The sequence below is a fragment of the Salinimonas lutimaris genome (genome assembly GCF_005222225.1).
Taxonomy (GTDB): Bacteria; Pseudomonadota; Gammaproteobacteria; order Enterobacterales; family Alteromonadaceae; genus Alteromonas; species Alteromonas lutimaris.
This window is the reverse complement of record NZ_CP036536.1, coordinates 2,735,639-2,759,510: the sequence shown is the minus strand read 5'-3', so window position 1 is coordinate 2,759,510 and position 23,872 is coordinate 2,735,639. Positions and strand designations below refer to the sequence as shown.

Sequence of the window (23,872 nt, the reverse complement as noted above, 5' to 3'; positions counted from 1 at the left end):
TCACTTAAATCAATATGGAGAATCCTATGGCACTTGAATTAGCTCCGGGCCAAACTTCAATTAAATCAAAAGCTGCAGTTGCCTGGGCAGCAGGCGAACCGCTTAAAATGGAAGAAATCGATGTTGAGCTTCCAAAAGCCGGTGAAGTCCTGGTACGCATTGTGGCGACCGGTGTGTGTCATACCGATGCCTTTACGTTATCTGGTGACGATCCTGAAGGGGTGTTTCCTTCAGTACTGGGTCATGAGGGGGGCGGTATTGTTGAGATGGTCGGCGAGGGCGTGACCAGCGTTGAGCCTGGTGACCATGTTATTCCTTTATACACAGCCGAGTGTGGTGAATGTAAATTTTGTACCTCCGGGAAAACTAACCTGTGTCAGGCAGTACGTGAAACTCAGGGTAAAGGCCTGATGCCTGATGGTACCAGCCGCTTTTCCAAAGACGGTGAAACCATTTACCATTACATGGGTTGTTCAACCTTCTCGGAATACACGGTATTGCCGGAAATTTCACTGGCCAAAGTAAATAAAAGCGCGCCGTTAGAGGAAGTTTGCCTGTTAGGTTGTGGTGTGACTACTGGTATGGGCGCTGTTCTGAATACAGCAAAAGTAGAAAAAGGCGATACGGTAGCCATTTTTGGGCTGGGCGGTATCGGCCTGTCAGCCATTATCGGTGCTCGCATGGCGGGGGCCAGCCGGATTATCGGCATTGATATTAATGACAGCAAGTTCGAGCTGGCCACCCAGCTGGGAGCGACCGACCTTATCAATCCTAAAGAGCACGATAAGCCGATCCAGCAGGTCATCGTAGAGATGACTGACGGCGGTGTTGACTATTCATTTGAGTGCATTGGTAATGTCGATGTGATGCGGCAGGCGCTGGAGTGCTGTCATAAAGGATGGGGCGAGTCGGTCATTATAGGAGTGGCTGGCGCCGGTCAGGAAATATCGACACGTCCGTTCCAGTTAGTCACTGGCCGGGTATGGAAAGGTTCAGCTTTTGGTGGTGTCAAAGGTCGTTCAGAACTGCCAGGCATTGTTGAACGTTACCTGAGCGGTGAATTTGGTTTGCAGGAATTTATTACTCACCAGATGCCGCTTGAGGATGTCAACCAGGCCTTCGAACTGATGCATGAAGGTAAGAGTATTCGTACTGTCATCAACATGTGATAGCAAAAACCCGGCTACTCGCCGGGTTTTTTGTCGAAAATAGGAAACTTTTCTATTACCCTCTTGTCCGTGACATGTCTGTGACGGAAACGCAGTCACTCCGACCGACTTTTGTAGAAAAAAGGTTGTAAAACAAACAAAAAAATTCCGAACTTGCACGATTTATGACACTTTGGTGTTGTTTTTGTGACAATTTGATTGACAGCATTTGCTGAGACTTTACACTTCGCGACCGCAACGACTGGCACCGGGAGAAAGGTTTGTTTCAAAAAGGTCTCAATCAAAAATTAGTTTGTTTATCTATCGCCGCAGGCTTTTCAACTGCGGCCTCGGCAGAATATGCGCTGGGTGACGGTCTGCAATATGGCAGCGACAGCGACTGGGCTTCTGTTAATGTTAGTACGCGGTTTCAAATGCGATATGTCAGTGACTTTGACGATGAGCCATTGGAAGCGGATGACTTTATTAATGGCGATGACACCAAAAAGTTCAGCTTTAATCGCTCACGAATTAAAGCCGACGGCCACATTTATAAGCCATGGCTGAAATATTTTACTCAGTTTGAACTGGGTGATGGCTTCTTCCTTGATTATGGTATTGCCATTGAAAAATATGACTGGCTGAATGTTAAGGTTGGTCAGTGGAAACTGGAATACTCAAGAGAACGGGTTATTAGTAGCGGTAAACAGCAAATGCTGGATCGCTCTATCATAAACCGTATGTTTACTATCGACAGACACAATGCCGCGTCTGTTTACGGCCGGTTTAATGAAGATACGCTTGCCGATATCAGCTACTGGGCCGGTGTAGGCTCAGGCAATGGTCGTGGTAATGGCTTATCGGGTGATGGTAAGCCGCTTTATTTCGGGCGTATTCAATGGAATCCGCTGGGCGGTGGTGTTGACTGGACCGCCAGTGATCTTGAAGGTCATGATGAGCCGGCATTATCTATTGCCTATTCCCGCTCTGTCAGCGAAGGGGCATTTACCCGTTTTTCTTCTTCAGGCGGCGGTCAGCTTGACTGGTGGCGTGCTGAAGATGATCAGGTAAATCATATTCGTCAGTTTAATTATGATGTCGCTTTCATGTACAAGGGCTTCAGCGCCCAGGCGGAATATCACGAAAAACGGGTAACCACTGATACACAGCCTGGCATTTCACTGCGTGGCTATTATGTGCAGGGTGGATACTTCCTGCATAATGCGTTTGACTGGATCCCTAAACAACTGGAAATTGCAGGACGTTATGCAACGTATGATCAGTCAAAAGGCTATAGTGCGAAGAAAAACGAAGAGCAGGCCGTAGCACTAAACTGGTTTTTTGCCGGTCACGACAGCAAAATCACACTGGATTACACACGTTTTGATTTAAATGCAGAGACAAAACGTGAGTATGATGATGACCGTGTGCGGTTACAGTACGATGTGTCTTTCTAAAGTAAACACTATCTACAGACAACAAAAAAGCGACCCCGTATGAGGTCGCTTTTTCATGCTGTGTCGATGTATTACGTTGACACATTACCGTCTCAATATCACTTTGATAGAGTCAGTTATTCCGTTCCTGCTAAACAGTACATACCACAAGGGTAGAATGAGAGAGGTTCGGATTGTCTGAATATACGGTTGCCCGTAACAGAACGTAGGGAAGTAACGCGTGTAACAGTATCGGTAAACCGACTTATTAATCCTTGTTTATTCTTACCGTTCTACTTCTTTATTTGCTTATTCAGCAGTAAATAAGTCAGACTTTTTCTTGATTTTGCAATCAAAGATTTTTTGAGTGTTCTTTCTTCCAATATAAAAAGCCACTGTATATGGGTGTTTACGCTGAAAGAACTTGGTAAATGATTTAATCATAAAGCCTCCTGTTCTTTTTAGACATTTTTAGGGTATCGCATTTCATAAACGAGGTCTAGCATTATTTCACCAAACTGTCATAAAGTTGTCATATACCGGTGATAGGTCAACCTTGTCTGAACTCACAAGTTCTGTGGACAGTATAAAAATAATAGCCTAAGGACCACAAGTTTGCACAAATACTGCACTTAGATAAATAAGCAAACTTGTCATAAGTTATGTAAGCAAATACCCTACCAAAAAGTGATATTGAGGTGACATGATGACTATCAAAGATTCAAAAACACAAAAGCAGGGCGTTGTAAGTGATAAAGACGCTGAAGCCAGCACGCCGGAAGACTACAGTATAGCGGGTGAGGAAGACCCGGGTGTTGCGCTGGAGCAATGGGTAAATGAGCAAAATAAAGCCCGCGAGAAATCCGAAAACACCGAACCTGTAAAGTCGAAAAAGTAGCGGTTGTGATGATAATTTAAACGGCGGGGCGCTGAGTGGTAAAATGAATGCACTGAAATAGCACTGACTTTGTAGTAAAAATTACACAGTGGTGCAGAATTTTTTTTGCAACCACGGAATGCATAGTCACAAAAAGAGCTGTCTGTGATTGACTGACAGCTCGATCGACAACAAAAGAAGGGCGTTACTGGTCCAGCGGGGTGTCAAAATCTTCCGAAAGTTCAAAATCACCTTCAGCGCTAACCAGTTTTTCGTCTTTGAACTCCAGAATTAGCTGCTTCTGGAAGTCTTTACCGCGTTTTTCCATCCCTCGTTTCATGTCATAAACATAGTACCAGGTGTTTTTGTTAAATGAGTCTTCCACCACGGGGTGACCCAGTACATACACAACCTGATCTTTGCTCATTCCAATACGCAACTCTTTTACGTCACGTTCATCCAGAAAGTTGCCTTGCGGAACATCAATACGATAAATCCAGTTTGAGCAGGCTGTAGTCGTGAATAAAACGGCGGCAATTACTAAATATTGATACAACTTCATGCGAGTGTTTGTCCAGTCACTTTCTCGTTTTTGTTTCACGGAAGCCCCGCTTCCGTGAAATCCGAATTGATAGCGCGAAGCATGCTACCCCAGTCAACTATGACCAATCAACCGCTTATTAGTTCGATTCAACACTTTTCAGTAATTCTTTTGCATTGGCCAGCGCAGTTTCTGTCACAGTATCGCCCGCCAGCAGGCGGGCCAGCTCATCTACCCGGTCTTGCTCAGTCAGTGCCAGCATCATGGTTTCGGTACTAGCGCCATCTGTAATTTTGCTGACAAATAACTGATTATTTGCCTGTGCAGCCACCTGAGGTAAGTGGGTTACACACATCACCTGACTCTGTTTGCCTAAGCGGCGTAACAAGCCTCCCACAATAGATGCGGTCGGACCGCTGATCCCTGTATCTACCTCATCAAAGATCATGGTTGGTGTGGCATGCTGGTCACTGGCAATGACCTGAATAGCCAGCCCGATACGGGATAACTCACCGCCAGATACGACTTTGTCGAGGCGATCCGGGTCCTGCCCGGGGTTAGTGGATACTTTAAAGATGATCGCATCCTGACCATTAGCAGAAGGTGCAGCCTCGCTGTTGAAGCTGACATCAATAGACATACAGGCATGAGCCATATTCATCTTACGGATTTGCTTTTCAATCTCAGACGCAAAGTCCAGTGCGGACTTTTTGCGTGACTCAGACAACACGCCAGCTGCCAGCTGATAGCTTTCCCGTGCTTCTGTCACCTCTTGTTGCAGGCTGTCCAGCCGCGTTTCCTGATCATTAAGCTGATCAAATTCTGCCAGCAAATCCTGATGTAACGCATACAGATTTTCTGGTTCAACAGAGTGCTTTCGCGCCAGTTCCATTGATTTACTGTAACGGCTTTCAACCTGCTGCAAACGCAAGGGGTCTATTTCAAGGCCATCACAATAAGCACGTAGCTCGTGAGATGCTTCTTCAACCTGAATGCTGGCATCGTTTAACAGAGCAATAATGGGGGTTAAAGCGGCATCATGGGCTTCCAGTTCAGCCAGGCGATCCATGCTGTGCTGAATCACAGACAACGCGTTGCCTTCATCATTTTCAAAGAGGTTGTAATAGCTGGTTTGCGCCTGTTCCAGTAATGACTGGCCGTTACTCAGTCTCTTGTGCTCGGTTTCAAGTTCAGTAAACTCACCTTCTGCCAGCGCAAAATCATTTAATTCTTCTACCTGATAAGCCAGCAGTTGCTGCCGGTCAGTGCGTGTTTGCGCAGCCTGTTCCAGTTGTTTAAGTTCGCTTTGTTTTTGTCGCCAGCTTTGATAAGCCAGAGCTACATTGTCCAAAAGGCTGTGATGGCCAGCGTAGTTATCCAGTAACTGGCGCTGCATATCATCTTTTAACAACTGCAAATGCGTATTCTGGCCATGAATGGCTAATAAATGCTGTCCCAGACTTTTCAGTTGCTGCAATGACACCGGTGTACCGTTGATGAACGCCTTGGAGCGTCCCTCCCGGGAAATCACCCGGCGAATGAAGCAACCTTCCGGATCATCTTCGCTATCCAGTTCTTGCTCGCCCAGCCAGTGTACTGCGCCGCTGTTGCCTTTTAGGCTGAAATGGGCAACGATTTCTGCCTTGGCAGCCTCTTTGCGTACTGCTCCGGCATCCGCCCGTTCACCCAGACATAAACTTAATGCGTCAATCGCGATAGACTTACCGGCACCGGTTTCACCGGTAATGGCCGTCAGTCCGGCTTCAAAATTGACCGACAGCTGCTTCACCACCGCAAAATTCTTAATCGACAAATGCACAAGCATAAAAAAAGCCCACCCACAAAATAGTGATTGAATGTACAGTGGTTATTTATACAGTATGTTCTGTGGGAAGGCAATATTTGTACAATAAGTATGAGTTATCCAGCGCGCGTATTCCCTCCTAATAATGTGATAACTTCACCTGTGATATAGCCAGAGTCAGCGTCAGAGGCTAGATATACATAGGTCGGTGCTATTTCTTCAGGCTGTGCCGGGCGTCCATATGGCGTTTTGCTACCAAATTTACGGGTACTTTCGCGACTTCTTTCAGCTGGATTAAGTGGCGTCCAAACAGGTCCGGGAGCAACGCAATTGACTCTTATACCTTTTTCTGCCAGTTCCTGAGCAAGGGTCTTTGTAAAGGCATGAATCGCGCCCTTCGTCGCTGAATAATCCAATAAGCCTTGCGAGCCTTCAAGTCCAGTAATCGATCCTGTATTGATAATAGCGGAACCAGCATTTAAATAGGGGAGTACTGCTTTGACCATACGAAAATAGCCATAGATATTGGTCTGGAAGGTTTTATCCCACTGTTCAAACGATAACTCTGCAACTGAGTCCACATGATTTTGAAACGCCGCATTATTGACCAGAATGTCAATAGAGCCAAATGTGGATAATGTATGTTCTACTACATGGGCACAACTGCTTTGTACGGTAACATTAAGTTCAACCATTTCCGCAGTACCGCCTGCATCTTTTACTGCCTTCACAGTTTGAACAGCGTCCTCGTGTTCTTCGGGTAGGTAGGTCACCATGACGCGTGCTCCTTCTCGAGCATAAAGTAACGCTACAGAACGACCTATGCCCGAATCACCACCGGTAATCAGTGCAACTTTATTATCTAATTTCCCCGCTGCTTTGTAATCTTTTCCCTGATAATGAGGTTTATCTTGCATAGCTTCCTCATTACCCGGCAACGGTCCAGTATGCTGTTCTTCGAACGGTGGAACAGGGTAATTGCGATCTGGCATAAAAATCTCCTTAAAAAATGAACTCACAACACAATGATTAAAAGATGTTGTAAATTCCTTGAACGCATGAGCTATGCCATTTTTTAATTTTCTTAGGTTTACATTAGATTATCCAAATTTAAAAGGTTATTAAATTGGTAAACTTTTTCTGTTCAATAGGTGTAAATACCCAAGTATATAGATGATATAGCGTTACTTTCTAATAATTACCAGTAACTAATATTCTATTAAATATACTTCCTTATAAAAAAGATTTACTGATAAATTTTTATATGCTGATTAACGTGAGTCTTTTATGAACGAGACATTACTAATGATTGTCGGTGTAACTGGTGTAGTGTGTTTGGCTATATCGGGATGCCTTTTAGCAGAAAATTCGGCGATTGATGGATTCGGAGTGATTGTATTAGGAGTACTAACAGCCTTAGGAGGAGGTACACTAAGAGATCTTTATCTGGATATAACCGCATTTTGGGTCGCTGAAGTGTTTTATCTTTATGCAACCATTGTGGGCATTACTGCAGCCATAATTGTCTGTAGGCTTAAATTAAAGATTAGTCGACAGATTATTTTAACTTTTGATGCTATTGGCTTGGCAGCGCTTAATGTAGTTGGATTGGTGGAAGCAGCGAGGGTGGGAGTTGACCTGACCATTTGTATAACAATGGGTGTTGTTTCTGCTATTTTTGGTGGTCTGGTTCGGGATGTCATATGCCAGGATAAACCGTTGGTAATGAAAGGGCAGGTTTATACCTTGTCTGTTATCATAGGTGGTATGACTTTTGGTGTATCTCTTAATTTAGGTTATAGTGAAAATCTGGCAGGTATCGTTGCATTAATTACTTGTTTAACACTACGTTTGATAGCGATGTGGAGAGATTGGACGCCAACCTTTATGAGTAAAAATATATAGGTTAGCGTCTCTTTATTACAAAGCAGCTAACTCTTATTCCATTGCAATGCGAATCTTGTCTTTCGAGATTGGTTTAACAAAATGCTGTTCAAATCCTGCTTCCCTTGAGGTTTCAGTATATTTTTCTGTGCCCCATCCACTTTGGGAGAAAAAACGTACAAGATATGCATCAGGCAAAGCTTTAAGTTTTTTACATAACTCAAACCCATCGATATCTGGCATCCCTATATCCAGAAAAACACTATGTGGGCGAAACTCTTGAAATGCCTCTATAGCTTTATGTGGAGAGGTTATACCTAGAGCAATGTACCCCATTGACTCAGCGAGCATACAGTAAGTATCAATTAAATCTTTGTTGTCATCAACAAACATAATTCGACGTCCAGAAGCAGAATTCAGCTCACTACTTGTATTTTCATTCTGCTGAAATGCAGATTGGGAAATCGGCAATCTGATGGTGAAAGTGCTACCTTGATTTATGCCCTCACTATAGACATCAATACTGCCATGGTGAAGAGAAACTAGTTTGTTCACTAATGTCAGGCCGATACCTAAACCGCCTTTGGTATGGGTAGAATGCGCTTCAATTTGAGTGAACATATTAAATACATCCCGATGTCTTTCCGCTGGAATACCCATACCATTATCCTGAATACTAATCACAACCATGGCGCCTTCCTGGGATAAGGTAATATGGATACTCCCATAATCATTTGTATACTTTGCAGCATTGTGAATAATATTTGAAAACACCTGACTCAACCTGGCTTTGTCGCCATAAACAAGGCAGTCCTGAGCGTTATTATCAACAATGACATGGTGATGTTTATTCTTTATATGCTGCTCGACAATCTCCAATGACTCATTAATTACCTCACTGATATGCAATTGTTCATATTCAAGCTTTACTTTGCCACGGGTGATTCGTGACACATCCATCAAATCATTGATAAGCTTGGACATGTACTCAGCCTGGCGGTTAATTATAGACGTTACCCGACGTCTGGTAGCTTCGTCTTCAACAGTTTCCAGAATACCTGCTCCGGACATGATAGGACCAAGCGGGTTTCGCAATTCATGGGCGAGTGTGGCAAGAAACTCATTACGGTATCTATCCTGCTTTTCGAGCTCCGCCAGGCTGACATGCATTCTTTCCTGAACTTCCAGTGCGTAGACTAAAAACATACGGTTTAAACGGTGGGCGATGTTAACATCAGCTCTGTCAAAGTACTTGGATTGCCCCATTATCTTGCGCTCATGTACTGAGAAAGATTTTCGAGGTTCAAGACGGTTAGCTTTTGAAGCATGTTCTGAGGTTTCTTCAGGCGCTCCAATCCAGCGTTGAACAATAGGCTGCTCGTATCTGAACCAGGCGGTAAAATATTGCTTTTTCTCAAATAAAGGAATGATCATAATGCCTGCAATACCAAGTTCTCTGGTAGCGGGCCAGGCGTCATAAAGACTATCATTTATATAGGGGAACCCCCCGTTTTGGCGAGCATGCTGAAATATCTTTTTAACCAGTTTAATCGGAAGCGTCTGGCCAAGTGTGATAGTTTCATACTCGGAAAAATATAAAAAACCATCGGTATCTAAAGCGCCCAAAAACTCCTGCTCAGCACTTTTAACCACTTTGCCAATGGGATTGGCCGGACCGATTTTATCTAACATGGCGTCGACTGAATCTTCGGTGTCCTGAAGTTTGATTCGTGCCAGCTCTTCTTCCTTTGCCCTGAGGTGCCAGCTGAAAAGTTGACTTAAATTTTCACATTGAAGTCTGACGTCTTGCGGAATGTAGCAAGGGTCACGGTGATGACAAGAAATTAGCCCGTACAGTTCGCCTTCAGTAACTAGGGATATCGAAAAAGAGGCTCTTAACCCCTGGTTTTTTATATACTGGAGATGAATAGGAGAAAATGAGCGAAGTAGCGAACGTGTCAGATCAAGCGGTTCGCGCTGGCTATTTTTTGTTGATGGCAACAAAGGCGACGGTGGGAGGTCTGTATCAGGAACCAGTCGCACCCAGTTAACTTTGTACAAATCTCGCGCCTGACTGGGGATATCTTTTGCTGGAAAGTATAAATGAAGATATGACTCGATATCATCTGCTTTAGATTCAGCAATGACCCGGCCTGAATAATCATCCTGAAATTTGTATAAAACGACTCTATCCATATTGGTTAAGTAACGGATAGTAGATACCATTTCCTGAGCCATGTCCCGCAAAGTGGTCATTTCTTTAAAGCGAGGTGCCACCGACATAGCGTACAGTTTTATAAATTGTTCTGCGCTGTAAGTATTCCTGAATTCTGTAGCGGGTTCGAGTTCAACTACATAATGTTTACCTGAGTCGTATGCAACAGCCTGGTAATCTCTCTCTTCCGGGTTATGTAAACACGAAGGATTCAGTTGTAGCTTAATTGGTAGCCTTATTTTACTCTGCGTTATCCGCTCAAATGTTTCATCGAGAAATGCTTTTTCTTCTGCTTCAGGGGTAATCAAGTTGAGAAAAGGCAGTCCAAGTAGGTCAACGTTGAATATATCCCTGGTATTCTCACTGACAACCGTAATTGCCAGGTTGTCATAGTCAAAGGCAATTAAAAAACCATATCCCTGAATACTTTCCGGGATGTGTATAGGTTCTTGTTCGCAACGATCGAAAGCATAGTTATTGAGAGCCATTTAGTTTATTGTCCTAGCAGTAATAGAATAGGAGACCTACCTGTATTTAAAATATTTAGCTTTAAACGATCAAAATTCTGATGCTGCTCACGGCATCGGGACTTCAGTACACCGATTTGCTAAAGCAGTTTTCGAAATCTTGGTTAGTCGGATGGCGTCGGAGCCTGATAGTACCTGTTTTCGTATCAATAACAATCAATCCCATCTCGGAAAATTGCTTTAGCCATCCATACATGGGAAAAACACCATGTTTACGAAAAAACACCTCGGCGTTGTGAATAATATCTGTTAAATAATTAATCGGCGGTGAGTATTTTGTATGATACTGATGTAATACTTCATCATTACAAAAAACCAGCCTGCCTTCAGCCTGGTCATGGCGGTAAGCAAAGTCAGTATCCTCGGCACCGTACCCACTGAAGTTACTATCGAACCCGCCAATGGAGAAGAAATGGTTTCTTTTCATAGCAAAGACCAACGACCAGAAATGTTTCCACTGTACAGGAGTGTCAACCGGAAGGCTGGCTCTTTTGGGATGTTCTACCGCCTGAATAGCTAACTCTTGGTATTTTCCGTGTTCCGGAACATGGTCAAGATAACGCGCTCGGGCGGAGACAATGTTATTACGTGTCAGACGCGAAAGCAGATTGGCAAAGAGGGTAGGACTGCAAATGCAATCCACATCCAAAAAGACCAAGTTTTCACTAGAAGCAGTTTGCGCCCCCATGTTTCTGGCTTTGGCCAGCGCAAGAACAGGTTCATTCAAACGTATACAGCGAACGCTGATATGATTTATCTCTGTATAGTCAATACTGGCATCATCCATTATTACTACAATAATTTCAGACGGAGTGGGATTACTTGCTGTCGCTGCCTCCAGCAAATTAGCTAATTGCTTGGCTCGTCCTTTTACCAATGTTATCAAAGTAAAGTCATTCATATGATGGTCTTCACCAATTGCACAAAAGTTGCTCCGCTATTCTGATTGAGCCAAGCAGCAGGCGGACTACCGATCTCACTGGTGACAGCGCAAATTGCTTTTTCCCAGGCTTCAGTACTCGTTTGTGCCTCAGCAGGATTTAGTACCACCGCCTGATGCTGGGCAGCCAGTGCCTGAGCTTTAGCATGTTGTTCGTCATAGGGTCTTGGTTCAGGAATAAGAATAAGTTTTTTATTTAAAGTAAGAAGTTCGCTTATCATATTGTTTCCGGCACTACAGGCGACGATGTCAGTAGTAATATACTGGCTGATATCATTTACATAGCCTACACACTCGACGTCCGGATAGTTGATTTCACACCCAATTGCGGTCAACGGACCATGAATCGGTTCAATACAGGTAAGCCAGCCAACCAGATGTTCTTTGTTCGCAGTGATAAATGTCATGCCCTTTCCAGAACAGGGGGCTTTAAGTTGGTTGGGTGACGAAAAACCCAGGTAGCGCGTTTTATGTTCGAATTCATAGCCTGCGGTTTCCACCTCTTTTGGGTAGGGTGCAAACAAGGCTGCAGCACTTTGATAGGCAAAGACCTGGGTCGGATCGTTTGAAATGCTACCAGAATGACGTTGCATCAACACAGGTATGCCAGCACCTCTTGCAAGAATAGTAAGCTCGGCTGAAACATCACTAATAAACAAATCAACTTTATAGCGTTGCAGGAGGTTGACAAAAAAAGCCGCGCGCTCTGTAGCTTCGCTACACCAGCTTATACCTTCAAAAGCAGCATTATATTGGCGCTCAGTAGGTATGACCTGCCCGGGCCATTTTGATGGAAGGATATGGCAGGGTAGTGACCCGAATAGCTCGGTAATTTTTATTTTCATAGCCTGTGAAGCAGTACATAGTACAATATTATATTGCTCTGCAAGTACCGGGATCAATTGGCGTGCACGTTGTAAATGTCCCATTCCGTGAGGGTGAACATAGTACAGTAAAGTTTTATTGAAGTGAGGCATAAAGCTCCTCGTACTGATTAAGTGTATGGGCAAAGTCAAATTTTTCGGCGACTTGCCGGCACTGTTTCGCACTAATGTGTTCAAGTTCTGTTAAACACCGAGTAATAGTGAGGCAGTCATCAACAATCTGGACCATGGGAGAAACTCGGAGTTCTTCAACAATAGCGTTGCCAACACCGATGACAGGAGTACCTTCATTCAATGCTTCCAGAGTGACCAACCCGAATGGCTCTTCCCAATCGGAAGTCATAAATAATGCACGGGCACCCCTGAGTAACTCTATATGTTCCGACTGGTCTACATGTCCGGCATAGGTAATATGCTCATCTAGAAAGGGTTTAATATAAGATAAGAAATAGTCCTCATCAGCAATTGGACCGACTAATTTCAGTTTCAGGTTATGATGCTTTGCCCATTGAATCGCTAAAGCAGGATTTTTAACACTGCATATACGTCCAGACCATAAATAGTAATTTTCTTCTACCATAATGTCAGTGTGTTGATTAAGTTCAATACCGTTTGCGATAACCCGGATATCACCGCCTATTTGATGCTCCCATCGTGTAGCTAAGCGCTGAGACACGGCAACGTAAATATCGTTAGAGCGGGCTCGGTGCAGTTGGTGTAACAGTGCTAACCGCGGGGTAACTGGACTATGGAGGGTAATCACAGCTTGGCGCTGATGTAAAAAACCGTAGTCATAAATCGCATGATAATAGCTATGGTAGTGAATAACATCGTACTCATCACTATCAAGTAAACCAAACTGAGCAGCTTGATACTGTTTCTGTCCTATTTTCTCACTGGTGATAGCGTCACACATGCGTAGAGCAGACTCATTAATATGCAAACTGGTAAATAGATTTGTTTCGTCGCTGGACTGACATAGCACATCTACAATGTGACCCCGCCTGGCAAGGCCATTCGCCAGTCTTACAACAAATGCTTCTGTACCACCGGCAAAGGGCTGACGAAGATCTACAACCGGACTTGTCACAAGCAAAATTTTCATATCATCCCTATTAATTTTTGCTGATACTGACTGCACATTTTTTCCAGAGGAAACTGAGCAGCTCGATCTAATACATCATCTTGATGACACGAAAGTGTTTTGCTTAATGCTTCTGTCAGGCTTGATACATTATTACCGCTGGCGAGCCGTCCACCTGATTCTGCTACGACCTCGGGAAATGCGCCACGTCTGAATGCCGCAACAGGTGTACCAGTAGCCATGGCTTCAACAGTAGAAAGGCCAAATGGTTCATCCCAACGAGCCGCAAAAATAGCGGCCTGTGCTTTAAGCAGATAAGAATTAATCGAATCATGAGTTAAATGGCCAAGATAGGTCACCCGGTCATTTAGCAGCGGCGCTATTGATTTATCGAAGTAATGCTGATCAAATACCGGACCGGCAAACTTGAAATCTACCCCTAGTTGATTGGCACACTGGATAGCCAGGTCAAACCCTTTAGAAGGTAAAATCCGGCCGAATGAGAAGACGTATTCGGGATTTGTTTTTCTTGAGCTCCAACGAGATAAATCAATCCCATTATAAATAACATCAATATCATCGTTCAAAAACGGACGCCATTGTTCTGCAACTGAATACGACACGGCATTGTAGTGCACATTTGGCGCATAGGAGGCCAGTTCTGCAGCAGCTTTAAGCTTGCTATAGGGCGGTGTATGTAAAGTAGTGAGAAGTGGAATATTATATTTGGCAGCCCATAGTGGGGGAATTGAACTAATTGCATTGTTATGAACAACATCAATGTTTCGCTTAGAAATATCTGCCATCACCTTTAGCAGAAAGTCGTTTTCTACAATTTCAGGAAATTTGGAATGGGCCTCTGTATCAAAAGGAAAGGAAACAAGTTTACCATCGACTTTGCTTGCAGGATGCGCATAGACGTAAACTTCAGCAAACCGACTATAACTATCTAGCAAAGATGCTACAAATGCCTCAAGCCCTCCGGCATAAGGCATTGCAATAGGAAATCGGGGGTGAGCGATAACCGCTATTTTCATGCTACCGATCGTCCATGCGGTCGTTTGTGCAATACTGCATCGTTCATTCTGTGGGGGGTATAGGATTCAAATGCTTTTTTCAAAAAGCGCCAGTCTCCACCAGGCGTGTGCTGCATCGGACACAAAGAGTGTAATAGCGCTGCTTTAAATACCATTGTTTCAAGAGGACGTTCCCAGCTTTCTGGGTTCTCGAATAAACCATCGTAAAAGTGCGGAGTCACAGCCAGATCTGGCCAACCTGTCACATCCAGCTGTACGGCAAGTGAACGCTCATCGAAATAATCGTCGTCAGTTCTGAATACCACGTATCCGTCATTGCAATAGGCAATTCCTTTACTATATGCCCGCAGACGACAATTCTGTTCATGGTTAACATAGATAATCTGGTTAGATAATGCTTTGAGCTGTTTATCCAGTCGATGTTTTTTCTTGTAGGAACGTGAAGAATTATCGACAACCACTGCTGTTGAATGGGGAAACCCTTCTAAAAAATTCTTTAGATTTTTTAGAATGCCCAGGTTCATCTCGTAAGTTACAAAAATGCCGGTAATAACTTGATGATTCATGATTGGTTCCTTGTGTTAAGTAAGCCTTTCATTTGTTTTACACGTAGTTTAAGGCGCAGTTTTTCACTCACCTTCCAATGTGGAATGATGGATAATAAATGCTCAGTTTTGGCCACTTCTGCTTTTAGCTTTTCGTAACTAATTAGTGTCATAATTTGCCCTCCGGGTAGTTGACTAAGCAATGGCTGTTCCAGTTTGCTTAAGTTTCGTATTTTGCTGAATTAAAAGGGTTTTTATTCTTTCCTGCAGGTGGGGAGCACATCGCTATATATATTGTTTTTACTTATTACAAAAGCATTGAAAAAAGTTACATATCACAAGGTAAATATTTTCTTGATCTAAAATTTGGATAAGAAAGAATGAGACAAAAACTTTTAGGAAAAAATATGATTTTATTTCAAAGCTGGTGGGAACTTTTCCGTGTGGGTATTACTGCGATCGTCGCCTATTTTTTATGCGTCTGCCTAATCAGTATATTTGGTAAGCGTTCAAGCGCAAAAATGAACAATTTCGATTGGATTGTTACTGTAGCAATGGGTTCAATCCTGGGCTCTGCTGTACTATTAAAAAAAGTGGTAATTCTGGAAGTCGCGCTAGGACTTTTTGTTTTGCTATTTATGCAGTTCTTATTTACTAAGTTAGCGGTAAAAAGTAAAATTTTTAAAAGAGTAATGAAAAAAAGTCCGACTTTGCTTTATTTCGACAAAGAGTTTCTTTCGAACAATATGGTTAATGAAAGAGTTACACGTGAAGAAATTGAAGTGGGTGTCAGAAGTAAAGGATTTGTTGATATCCATCAGGTAATGGCTGTAGTGATCGAGCCAAATGGGGAGCTTAGTGTACTTGGAAAGCCAAACAATAATAGTGAAGAAAACCAATCGCTTGAAAGAATTAAGCAGTCTGTAGGAAACCCTCATTTACCTTGAATATAAATAAGCCGGGCAGGTGCCCGGCTTATTGTCAGTCGACGATTTTATATTGAATTGGCTTATATTTGAAGTTATTCGATTCCCCGGCTGAGCAAGCTGTCAACCCGACAATCATATCCATTTTTGCTTCAAATACAGTTCTGTCGCCCGCTTTACTGGTGGGAGGGAGTACAGATATTTTTCCGGTTTCATTAATATCCACATTCATAAAAGTATTAAACGTGGTATTGATCAGGTGCTCTGGAATACCAAACTCAGCAAACGCTGCGACCAGATTACCATGGCAACCTGGGACAGGTTCTTCCTCAGGATAAAAGTGTCTGAACGTATCTTTGCTACAAGGAGTAAGTAAAAAATCGTGATCTTCAACAGTGTCTTCGATGATTTCGAACATAATATTACTCTGATTTGAGTATAATAAAGATCCCTTACCAAATTTAATGCTTTCATTATAATCAAGGGACCGGCCTGACGACAGGTATTCGTTATGATTATAGCTATTGAGAGAGTACAAGTCAGCGACCTGTTCTCCTTGCGGATCAATAACTACGAGCTTTTGACCCTGCTTTAATTCAAATGCGGTTCCGCTTCTTGGCAAGATAGTGTGTGTCATTTTTTTACTTGTCCTTATTAACATGAAATGGGCATTGCCAGTTAGATTCCAGCAAACGGCCGCTATATTGTCGTGCCTCGGAATCACTACCGTGATCTTGTAGCATTGGATTTTCTGTTCCGTTAAAAATTTTGTCTTGCTGGCGTATATGATGCTGAAATGCATCAAATTTATTTTGTTCTCTCAGGTGTTCAAACTGCTGGTGAAGATTAAATACAATAGCGGGAAATTCAAACCTGCGGCTTTTTCGACGACTGGCCGGGTTCAGACATATTATAAAAAATGCCTGTCCCCCCAGACTAAAACTAAAGTTATCATCTTCCGGGTTATTGCTTACACCACTATCCCAGCTATGCAACCTTGAGTCGATATTATGAAGTTGCTGAAGCTTATTCCACAATAGCTTTTCATAATAGCGTTCTGTGTAGTCATAGGGACCATCAAATATACAAACAAACGAAGAGTACATATGCTCATTAAGGTTGAAACCATTAATGAACGTATATAGATGGTGCAAGATATCTAAGTTATCACTTGCATCATCGAGTTCACCAAATCGATAACTATGAATCTGTTCCCGATTTAACGCCGTTTTCGCCCCTGCACACGGAAAACCAGGCTGCTGTACAAATTGTGAAATGGCATCATCAGGAGATTCTATTAAAGAGATCATACGGCAACCTCTAGTGTGGATGCTGGCAAATTATCAGATACTGCATCTCTAACAGATTGATTGACTTCATGTTGGGTTGGCATACGCACAATATGTATACCTGAGATTTTGAAATCCTCATTAATAAAGCCTTTTTGAGCAAATGTTTCAAGAATATGTACTTCAGGGAATGCTCCCCATTTCTTGTGAAACAAGGAGGCATTATGGGTAAAATCCAGTAAATGATTCACGGGGCAGAAATAATTAGCGCGATACTGACAAAACGTCCGATCAGCGACTCTTTCTAACTTTAATTCGGCCTCTTTACATTGTCTGAAAAAATCATCGTCATTAATGCCAAAACCGCCTAGATTTTCATCATATCCGCCCACTTTTTTAATATCTTCACGATGAATAAAAAATAATGAGCTATTTTGAATATCACCAGTAGTATTGCTGGGAATAAAGTCCAGATTATTCTTTAAGAAAGTATCTTCCAGATTTTTATAACCCAGATATAAATCTTTTTCTTTTACCGATATATAAGAAGAAGACACCGATACAGAGCCTGGCTTTGTGGTCTTTAGGTGTTTAGAAATAAAGTCAAATGACGGTAATACGTCAACACCAATATGCCCAACTAAAGTATATTTAGCAGAATCCAATCCCTTATTCTTCGCTCGGAAAATAGGTAATGCATCTTCTGTCATAAATTTATGGTTGATAGTGAAATATGTAGACTTTATGAGTGAAAGTTCACAAGGAGGTCGCATCCAGATGACGTTTAGTTCATCTGGTAGAGGAGAGCATTTTTCCAAGTGCGTTATCAGATTTTGTAATTGTTCGGTACGATTTTTTACAAGGGTGAATAAGCTTACCTGCATCACATGGCTCCGAATAAAATATTGCTAATTACCTGTTGATAGAGCAATGTTTCTGCCAATATGGATTAATTATAAATATATGATAAGTATAGTTTTTTTGTGGTTGTTTCGTGGGGTTTTAAATAATGATGAAATTGTTGCAATAAAAAAGAATTTTCTACTTATATAAGTTTTTTTTTACGTTTAGCTGTTGCTTTACTGTAAATTAAATTTTATTGCGAATATGCAGATACATCGTTCGAATAATACTTAATGATCTTTTCGACAATAACACTTGAAATACGGCTAGACAGTTCCAGCCCAGGCAAAGTAAGAAGTTTTTCGTTCAATAGCTGAGCAGAGCCAATGTAAATATTTTCTTCTTCACAATGATGATTTATCACTTGGTAATGATTATTGACTTTAATGCTTACAGGCTTTTTGTCGTTTAAATGAGTATAAAGTACTATGGTTTTATGGTTTATTAGCCAGTTTAATAAACTAGGTATTTGGTATGAAGTTGAACCGCTGCAGTCAATCCAGCGATGTCCAGCAGAGGGAGTAGGTACAGAATCAATTTTTTTACGTACTATTTTCAGGTTTCCAGCTTCGATAAGCGCACAGAGTTTCAACGCTGATGCCCGTGGTAGAGCCCCATTGACTTTGGCTAAAAATGGGTACAGTTTATCATAGTAAAAATATTGGTCGTTAGACGATAAATAGGTAGAAACTCTATAAAGGTTGTCGCAAAAAGCTTCTATGATAGCCTGAAACTTACCATATTCTGGATCATGCGCGATCAACGCTATTTTAAGCTTGTATTGGCCCTCAAACGGTTCATCCGTATTGCAGATAAATCTGATAGTCTGTTGTAATGTTAAACCAGCAACTTGTTGGTACAGAGTACAACAATGCTCCGCTATTAGCGGCTTGCATACTTTACTATACAAACTCTCCAGATTCAGTACGTTAGTTTCCTGCCATGCATTGCCTAATAGCTTATTAAAGCCGGTTTCAATAGATGTGGCAAAGTTGCAACTGTAGTAAAACAAATGAGGGAGGGTCCCGGAAGGGGAATACATAGTGACAGAAAAACTTTCTCGTGGGTTAAATACCAGGCTGTTGTTGTTGTTTTTAAATTCACCAAATAATTCCGCTGCGCGAATACAGCAATCTACAGCGCTCATTGAACTACCAATTAAATGATAATTTTTATAGCGCGTTGCTACAGATTCAATCAAAGGATAAGCAGGTTTAGCGTCATCAAACTGAACAATTTGCCCGGTATGACCGGTATTGACGACTAGGTGGGTAAAGCGTGAGAAACAACCAGCATTTGTTTTTACTAAATAATACTCTCCTGATTGTCGTATATCGATAACCTTGCATTCTGCAAAACATTGCACATGTTCAAAACGACTGAGCAACGCAAAAAAATTCCATTGAAAATATTGCCCTAATAAATAGCGGGGAACTTGTGTTCCAGTTTGCTCAATATGATTGTGAGCACACCACTGCGTAAAAGGCATCAATAGGTCCGGAACTTCATTCGCTGCCAGGTTTGACAATAAAGCTTTACCTGTATTTTCCGCGCTGTATGGCGTTCCGCGCCCGGGGGACTGGCTAGCTTCGAAAATCGAGATAGGCAGTGACAACGCACCTTTGCGAAATAAGTTGTAAAGGAAGTAAACGGTTGCAGGGCCGCTTCCAATTACAGCAATTCGAGTCGATAAGCTCATCATTTATATCCCTGCATAATAACAGGGGCTGATTCAGCCCCTGACAATCCTTACCGCTCCCAAAAACGTAGTGCACGCAACTGCCGGACAATAGCATCACTATCCGCTTTCAATGTTGATAGATAACCTGCATCCATTTTATCTTCCAAATTTGCTTCTTTGATCAGAGGCATAGCTTCTTCGTTATAAATAATAAATTTGCTGTGCGCATGGGCATCTGTAACAAAGTCTTTTGCTTGCGGAATAGCAGCAACTTCGTCGGCTTTTTCTTTTGCAAGAACAAGCGCTACAGCATCGTAAAGCACTGATGGACCCCCATCTATTTTTTGCTGTCCTTCAATACGTTTGCCATCGCGGGTAGTTATGCCATATATAGTCGGAGCCACAATCTCTACCATAGCGCCTTCTGCCCGAATGCTATTTATTAGACTCTCCAGTACATCATCGTCTGCCCCGTCACAGCAAAAGATGCCCAGTTTTCTGCCTTTGAAAGACTCTGGTGCATTTTTAATAATACTCAAAGCATCAGAAGGCTTCAGATCAGTACGCGTTTCCATAGCTGCTTCAGCTTTTTGAGGCAAAGTTGTAAGGCCTAAACCTTCAGCAACACCTTTCGCAAGTGCTTCATCAACATTCAATAGATGTGAAACAACACGTTCGCGGATAGCCGGGGTCTGTACTTTTGATAGCTCAAACACAAAAGCGTCCTGAATATGGAGCTGTTCAACTGGTGTCTGGCTTTTGTAAAATTGCAAAGCCTGGCTGTAATGATCAGCGAATGTCTCAGAGCGGTATCTTAACTTGTCACCTTCGATAGCCTCTGAACTACTTTTATATCCGTGAGCAGGACAGGCCCGGGGATTGTATTCGTCACGCGGCCAGGAATTAGGTTCGTAGTTCACGCGGCCTTTCGGGTTATGCATAGCCATATGCCCATCTTGCTGGAAGTGACGCATAGGACATTGAGGAGCATTGATAGGGATATGCGTAAAATTAGGGCCCCCAAGACGTTTTGTCTGTGTATCAAGATATGAAAAGTTACGCCCTTGTAAAAGCGGATCTGGGGTGAAATCGATACCAGGGACAATGTTCTGAGTACAGAATGCTACCTGCTCTGTCTCAGCAAAAAAATTGTCGACCATTCGATTCAATACCATTTTGCCAATTTTTTGTACCGGAACCTGTTCTTCCGGAATAAGTTTTGTTGAGTCAAACACATCAAATTCGAACTGATCAGCAAATGACTGATCAAAAACCTGAACGCCCAACTCCCACTCAGGGTAGTCACCAGACTCAATAGCGTTCCACAAATCACGACGGTGAAAATCGGGATCGGCACCGTTAATTTTCAGGGCTTCATTCCAGACCACAGATTGCAAACCTGATTTTGGCTTCCAGTGAAATTTTACGTATTTCTCTTCGCCCGCACTGTTAACAAATTTAAAGGTATGAACGCCGAATCCTTCCATGAATCTGTAGGAGCGTGGTATTGCTCTGTCGGACATCGCCCACATCAGCATGTGCACGGATTCGGGCGAAAGACTTGCAAAATCCCAAAAGTTATCATGTGCTGTCTGGGCTTGAGGAAAACCTCGGTCAGGTTCCTGTTTCGCAGCGTGAATAAGGTCTGGAAACTTCATCGCATCCTGGATAAAAAACACTGGTATGTTGTTGCCAACAAGATCCCAGTTTCCTTCCTTTGTATAAAACTTAACCGCAAAACCACGTACATCGCGGGCCACATCAGGTGACCCCATATTACCGGCCACCGTTGAAAATCGTGTAAATACCGGTGTTTGTTCACCTTTTCGCTGGAATAAATCTGCGCAAGTCAGATCAGAAAAATTATCGTAGGTTTCAAAGTAGCCATGGGCTCCATAACCCCGGGCATGCACAACGCGCTCTGGTATACGCTCATGATCGAAGTGGAAGATCTTTTCCCGCATTATATGGTCTTCCAATAACGTAGGTCCGTGCTTTCCCGCTTTTAGTGAATTTTGGTCATCATGCACAGGGCAGCCCTGCGCAGTCGTCATAATCTGGTCCGCTGCTTCCGGAGTCTGATGCACCTCGCCTCCGTGTCCTTTCTGACCATCATATTTAAACGATTCTGACATAGTATATTCCCTCATATTCTTATTTGAAATCACAGTTACTACTCTAAGAAAATGACTATCGTTCACTATAAGATTAAACATTTTTAAATTTACGAAACATATAGTTATATCTAAAAAGGTAGTTCTTTTTAATGGGATTTTTTTACAAGAAATCTTTAAGTGTCATGCCATGAGGTAATCGTATTTCTGGTTCGCAACGATAGAAATAATAGATTGGCATGTATAATAAATTGACGGTAGTTAAATGATAAGCAAACAGCCAAAATCACTAAAATTTGTTTCTGCTTTTTTGGTCCCCCATGGAAATAATTTAAAAACTATGAGTTGTTCTACTCTGAATAGCTAACTTAGCTTATACATTATATAAAATGTCCTAATGCTCGGGCATGTTTTCGTAGCTGACATCATGGAGAGGCAGTTTTTAAAGGTAAAACTATAAGTAGTGAGAGTTGAATAACAGAACTGGATATACTAAGTGTCTACAATAAATATAAAAAATAATAAATATTAATGATAAGTTTGCTGGAAGATACATTATCTTGATGTGATCGCCACTCTTTTTATAGATAGATTGGAGACTATCTTGTGAATAATAAAAAGTGGGTAAGCTATTATGTTCAGTACACTGGTGCTATCTCAGTGTCTGATGACTGTACCCAGTCTGGGTGTTGCAAGTAGTAAAGCATACTATGTTCATCTTATTGACAATAAGCAGCTTAACGACGTGTTGCAGGCGTGCAGTAGTCAAAGCCTAGTTTGCCAGCCTATCCTGTACCAGCTGATACATTCGCGTCATTTGAATCCCTTTTGCCGTCGGGCTATCCAGACTGACAAAAATTCCCAGCCGGGCCGGTACCGGGTTTGCGGCCGGCAACGCCCTTCATGCCGACCCAGTTTTGCTGGCTGGCATAATGGAGCAGGGGATAGTGGTAATATCCTGCAGATTTGATTGAGTCATCATGTCCGTAAGATCAGATAGCATCAAGAGTAAGCAGAAGGCGTTTTTCTCCCGGCATCACGGGTGGGGAGCGATGGATAATGGCCCCGTCTGCGTTGTCAGGCCAGGTTGCGCCTTTAAGCAGCGCTATATCACCGCTGTTCAGCGTCTGCATACTGTTCTGGTATTTATTGCCGGTTTGCGGCAGCCACTGCGTACCGGTGCCGTGGTAGGTAGTGATAAGCCGGCAGGGCACCCGATCAAAATGAAATTTCGGGCACATGGCGCCATCTAGTGTGCGCAGGCGTAACCCTGCCGAGTCAACACCAAATAAGCAGGTGTACATATCGACGATGTGCGCTATGTCTTGTTTCAGCGCATCGGGCCAGTCTGTTAGCTGTACTATGTGGTTGAGCACATCAAGACAGCCGCTGGCCGGTACTTCCTGCGTAATATTCAGTCTTTTTCCGTCATTCAGCAGGTTTTCGATGGCGTCAGTGCAGCTTTGAGGCAGGAGGCGCTGCCAGACCGCCAGATTATTTTTCGGATCAAAAATATCAGCCAGTATTTCCGGCGTTGTGCCGCACACGGCGTATCTTGGTTGAACAGGAATTTCTGTCGCTATCATCAGGTTATATTCCTTTTATAAGATGGAACTGAGTGTTCGTGCCGGCTGTGGTTCTCAGCACAATCTGTTTCCCGCGCCAGGCGAAGGTTCTGAATATGTGCGCATACTATTAGCAGAGAACCGGTTATCGTGATGATGGTTTCAGTTTGTTCCGGAATGCGCTCGTGACCCAGCACGACGGGGAGCGCCAGTACTGTCAGCCCCGCAATCCCAACACTCAGCCAGCGTCGCTGCAGGTGATGCCGATAACCGGAGCACAGCGCAAGTAGACCAACAGGGATAATGATAAAAAGTAAACCGGCGTGGAATGTTTCATCATGAAACGCCAGTAAACTGGTGAGTGAGGGAAGCAGTAACACCAGAACCGGTGTCAGGCAGTGCAGCATACATAGTGCTGACAGCGCGACAGCCAGGTTATCGCCACAGGCTTGACGTTTTTGCACAATATTAC

The 23,872-nt window shown here is 42.9% G+C and carries 21 protein-coding genes; 5 read left to right on the top strand and 16 right to left on the bottom strand.

The features are described from left to right. Positions 1-26 precede the first annotated feature (26 nt). From EZV72_RS12060 to EZV72_RS12050, 3 genes are all read left to right on the top strand, one after another. Positions 27-1,169 (top strand): S-(hydroxymethyl)glutathione dehydrogenase/class III alcohol dehydrogenase, encoded by a 1,143-nt coding sequence (locus EZV72_RS12060; protein ID WP_137167483.1) that lies wholly within the window; start codon positions 27-29, stop codon positions 1,167-1,169. Positions 1,170-1,429: 260 nt separating this feature from the next. Next, on the top strand, positions 1,430-2,605 hold the full coding sequence (locus tag EZV72_RS12055; protein ID WP_137167482.1) for a porin: 1,176 nt from the start codon (positions 1,430-1,432) through the stop codon (positions 2,603-2,605). Positions 2,606-3,287: 682 nt separating this feature from the next. Next, positions 3,288-3,482, top strand: a complete 195-nt coding sequence (locus EZV72_RS12050; protein WP_175405111.1) for a hypothetical protein — start codon at positions 3,288-3,290, stop codon at positions 3,480-3,482. Between the two features lie 184 nt (positions 3,483-3,666). On the opposite strand, the gene EZV72_RS12045 is transcribed toward EZV72_RS12050, so the two are convergent. The 3 genes from EZV72_RS12045 to EZV72_RS12035 all read right to left on the bottom strand — a co-directional run bounded on the left by EZV72_RS12045 (position 3,667) and on the right by EZV72_RS12035 (position 6,798). Beyond that, on the bottom strand, positions 3,667-4,023 hold the full coding sequence (locus tag EZV72_RS12045) for an outer membrane protein assembly factor BamE (RefSeq protein WP_137167481.1): 357 nt from the start codon (positions 4,021-4,023) through the stop codon (positions 3,667-3,669). Positions 4,024-4,141: 118 nt separating this feature from the next. Next, complete coding sequence (gene recN / locus EZV72_RS12040) at positions 4,142-5,827, bottom strand: DNA repair protein RecN (protein WP_137167480.1); 1,686 nt, start codon at positions 5,825-5,827, stop codon at positions 4,142-4,144. Positions 5,828-5,922: 95 nt separating this feature from the next. After that, positions 5,923-6,798: an SDR family oxidoreductase gene (locus EZV72_RS12035; RefSeq protein ID WP_137167479.1), complete on the bottom strand. Its 876-nt coding sequence runs from the start codon at positions 6,796-6,798 to the stop codon at positions 5,923-5,925. A 295-nt stretch (positions 6,799-7,093) separates the two neighbouring features. On the opposite strand from EZV72_RS12035, the gene EZV72_RS12030 reads away from it, so the two are divergent. Next, the gene (locus EZV72_RS12030; RefSeq protein WP_137167478.1) at positions 7,094-7,711 is read left to right on the top strand and encodes a trimeric intracellular cation channel family protein; all 618 of its coding nucleotides are present in this window, start codon (positions 7,094-7,096) and stop codon (positions 7,709-7,711) included. Positions 7,712-7,744: 33 nt separating this feature from the next. Here EZV72_RS12030 and EZV72_RS12025 read toward each other — a convergent pair whose 3' ends face one another. The 6 genes from EZV72_RS12025 to EZV72_RS12000 all read right to left on the bottom strand — a co-directional run bounded on the left by EZV72_RS12025 (position 7,745) and on the right by EZV72_RS12000 (position 14,943). Further along, positions 7,745-10,393, bottom strand: a complete 2,649-nt coding sequence (locus tag EZV72_RS12025; RefSeq protein ID WP_137167477.1) for an ATP-binding protein — start codon at positions 10,391-10,393, stop codon at positions 7,745-7,747. Positions 10,394-10,496: 103 nt separating this feature from the next. After that, positions 10,497-11,333 (bottom strand): glycosyltransferase family 2 protein, encoded by an 837-nt coding sequence (locus tag EZV72_RS12020; RefSeq protein ID WP_137167476.1) that lies wholly within the window; start codon positions 11,331-11,333, stop codon positions 10,497-10,499. Continuing rightward, positions 11,330-12,349: a glycosyltransferase gene (locus EZV72_RS12015; RefSeq protein WP_137167475.1), complete on the bottom strand. Its 1,020-nt coding sequence runs from the start codon at positions 12,347-12,349 to the stop codon at positions 11,330-11,332. Before EZV72_RS12015 ends, EZV72_RS12020 begins: the two co-directional genes overlap by 4 nt. Then, positions 12,333-13,397, bottom strand: coding sequence for a glycosyltransferase (locus EZV72_RS12010; protein WP_137167474.1), 1,065 nt, complete (start codon positions 13,395-13,397; stop codon positions 12,333-12,335). Before EZV72_RS12010 ends, EZV72_RS12015 begins: the two co-directional genes overlap by 17 nt. Beyond that, a complete protein-coding gene (locus EZV72_RS12005; protein WP_137167473.1) occupies positions 13,358-14,377 on the bottom strand; it encodes a glycosyltransferase in 1,020 nt (339 codons plus the stop codon). The genes EZV72_RS12010 and EZV72_RS12005 overlap by 40 nt, the downstream gene beginning before the upstream one ends. Next, positions 14,374-14,943 carry a glycosyltransferase gene (locus EZV72_RS12000; RefSeq protein WP_137167472.1) on the bottom strand — a complete coding sequence of 190 codons (570 nt, stop codon included), beginning with the start codon at positions 14,941-14,943 and terminating at the stop codon, positions 14,374-14,376. Before EZV72_RS12000 ends, EZV72_RS12005 begins: the two co-directional genes overlap by 4 nt. 386 nt (positions 14,944-15,329) lie before the next feature. Between EZV72_RS12000 and EZV72_RS11995 the strand changes: the two genes are divergently transcribed. After that, positions 15,330-15,869, top strand: coding sequence for a DUF421 domain-containing protein (locus tag EZV72_RS11995; RefSeq protein WP_232364413.1), 540 nt, complete (start codon positions 15,330-15,332; stop codon positions 15,867-15,869). Positions 15,870-15,903: 34 nt separating this feature from the next. Here EZV72_RS11995 and EZV72_RS11990 read toward each other — a convergent pair whose 3' ends face one another. The 7 genes from EZV72_RS11990 to EZV72_RS11960 all read right to left on the bottom strand — a co-directional run bounded on the left by EZV72_RS11990 (position 15,904) and on the right by EZV72_RS11960 (position 23,864). Next, positions 15,904-16,485 carry a DUF1989 domain-containing protein gene (locus tag EZV72_RS11990; protein ID WP_137167471.1) on the bottom strand — a complete coding sequence of 194 codons (582 nt, stop codon included), beginning with the start codon at positions 16,483-16,485 and terminating at the stop codon, positions 15,904-15,906. Between the two features lie 4 nt (positions 16,486-16,489). After that, positions 16,490-17,158 carry a guanitoxin biosynthesis heme-dependent pre-guanitoxin N-hydroxylase GntA gene (gntA, locus tag EZV72_RS11985; RefSeq protein WP_137167470.1) on the bottom strand — a complete coding sequence of 223 codons (669 nt, stop codon included), beginning with the start codon at positions 17,156-17,158 and terminating at the stop codon, positions 16,490-16,492. Further along, on the bottom strand, positions 17,155-18,021 hold the full coding sequence (locus EZV72_RS11980; protein ID WP_137167469.1) for a glycosyltransferase family 2 protein: 867 nt from the start codon (positions 18,019-18,021) through the stop codon (positions 17,155-17,157). Before EZV72_RS11980 ends, gntA begins: the two co-directional genes overlap by 4 nt. Positions 18,022-18,233: 212 nt before the next feature. Beyond that, positions 18,234-19,742 carry an FAD/NAD(P)-binding protein gene (locus EZV72_RS11975; RefSeq protein ID WP_137167468.1) on the bottom strand — a complete coding sequence of 503 codons (1,509 nt, stop codon included), beginning with the start codon at positions 19,740-19,742 and terminating at the stop codon, positions 18,234-18,236. Positions 19,743-19,789: 47 nt separating this feature from the next. After that, the gene (locus EZV72_RS11970) at positions 19,790-21,856 is read right to left on the bottom strand and encodes a catalase (protein ID WP_137167467.1); all 2,067 of its coding nucleotides are present in this window, start codon (positions 21,854-21,856) and stop codon (positions 19,790-19,792) included. Between the two features lie 971 nt (positions 21,857-22,827). Next, positions 22,828-23,421 carry a DUF1826 domain-containing protein gene (locus EZV72_RS11965; RefSeq protein WP_137167466.1) on the bottom strand — a complete coding sequence of 198 codons (594 nt, stop codon included), beginning with the start codon at positions 23,419-23,421 and terminating at the stop codon, positions 22,828-22,830. Beyond that, a complete protein-coding gene (locus EZV72_RS11960) occupies positions 23,421-23,864 on the bottom strand; it encodes a MerC domain-containing protein (RefSeq protein ID WP_137167465.1) in 444 nt (147 codons plus the stop codon). The genes EZV72_RS11965 and EZV72_RS11960 overlap by 1 nt, the downstream gene beginning before the upstream one ends. Between the last annotated feature and the right edge of the window lie 8 nt (positions 23,865-23,872).

Bases quoted from the DNA above. Each gene is read 5' to 3' on its own strand.
- EZV72_RS12060 (WP_137167483.1), top strand. From the start codon at position 27: ATGGCACTTGAATTAGCTCCGGGCCAAACTTCAATTAAATCAAAAGCT.
- EZV72_RS12050 (WP_175405111.1), top strand. From the start codon at position 3,288: ATGATGACTATCAAAGATTCAAAAACACAAAAGCAGGGCGTTGTAAGT.
- EZV72_RS12045 (WP_137167481.1), bottom strand. From the start codon at position 4,023: ATGAAGTTGTATCAATATTTAGTAATTGCCGCCGTTTTATTCACGACT.
- recN (WP_137167480.1), bottom strand. From the start codon at position 5,827: ATGCTTGTGCATTTGTCGATTAAGAATTTTGCGGTGGTGAAGCAGCTG.
- EZV72_RS12035 (WP_137167479.1), bottom strand. From the start codon at position 6,798: ATGCCAGATCGCAATTACCCTGTTCCACCGTTCGAAGAACAGCATACT.
- EZV72_RS12030 (WP_137167478.1), top strand. From the start codon at position 7,094: ATGAACGAGACATTACTAATGATTGTCGGTGTAACTGGTGTAGTGTGT.
- EZV72_RS12025 (WP_137167477.1), bottom strand. From the start codon at position 10,393: ATGGCTCTCAATAACTATGCTTTCGATCGTTGCGAACAAGAACCTATA.
- EZV72_RS12020 (WP_137167476.1), bottom strand. From the start codon at position 11,333: ATGAATGACTTTACTTTGATAACATTGGTAAAAGGACGAGCCAAGCAA.
- EZV72_RS12015 (WP_137167475.1), bottom strand. From the start codon at position 12,349: ATGCCTCACTTCAATAAAACTTTACTGTACTATGTTCACCCTCACGGA.
- EZV72_RS12005 (WP_137167473.1), bottom strand. From the start codon at position 14,377: ATGAAAATAGCGGTTATCGCTCACCCCCGATTTCCTATTGCAATGCCT.
- EZV72_RS12000 (WP_137167472.1), bottom strand. From the start codon at position 14,943: ATGAATCATCAAGTTATTACCGGCATTTTTGTAACTTACGAGATGAAC.
- EZV72_RS11995 (WP_232364413.1), top strand. From the start codon at position 15,330: ATGATTTTATTTCAAAGCTGGTGGGAACTTTTCCGTGTGGGTATTACT.
- EZV72_RS11990 (WP_137167471.1), bottom strand. From the start codon at position 16,485: ATGACACACACTATCTTGCCAAGAAGCGGAACCGCATTTGAATTAAAG.
- gntA (WP_137167470.1), bottom strand. From the start codon at position 17,158: ATGATCTCTTTAATAGAATCTCCTGATGATGCCATTTCACAATTTGTA.
- EZV72_RS11980 (WP_137167469.1), bottom strand. From the start codon at position 18,021: ATGCAGGTAAGCTTATTCACCCTTGTAAAAAATCGTACCGAACAATTA.
- EZV72_RS11975 (WP_137167468.1), bottom strand. From the start codon at position 19,742: ATGATGAGCTTATCGACTCGAATTGCTGTAATTGGAAGCGGCCCTGCA.
- EZV72_RS11970 (WP_137167467.1), bottom strand. From the start codon at position 21,856: ATGTCAGAATCGTTTAAATATGATGGTCAGAAAGGACACGGAGGCGAG.
- EZV72_RS11965 (WP_137167466.1), bottom strand. From the start codon at position 23,421: ATGATAGCGACAGAAATTCCTGTTCAACCAAGATACGCCGTGTGCGGC.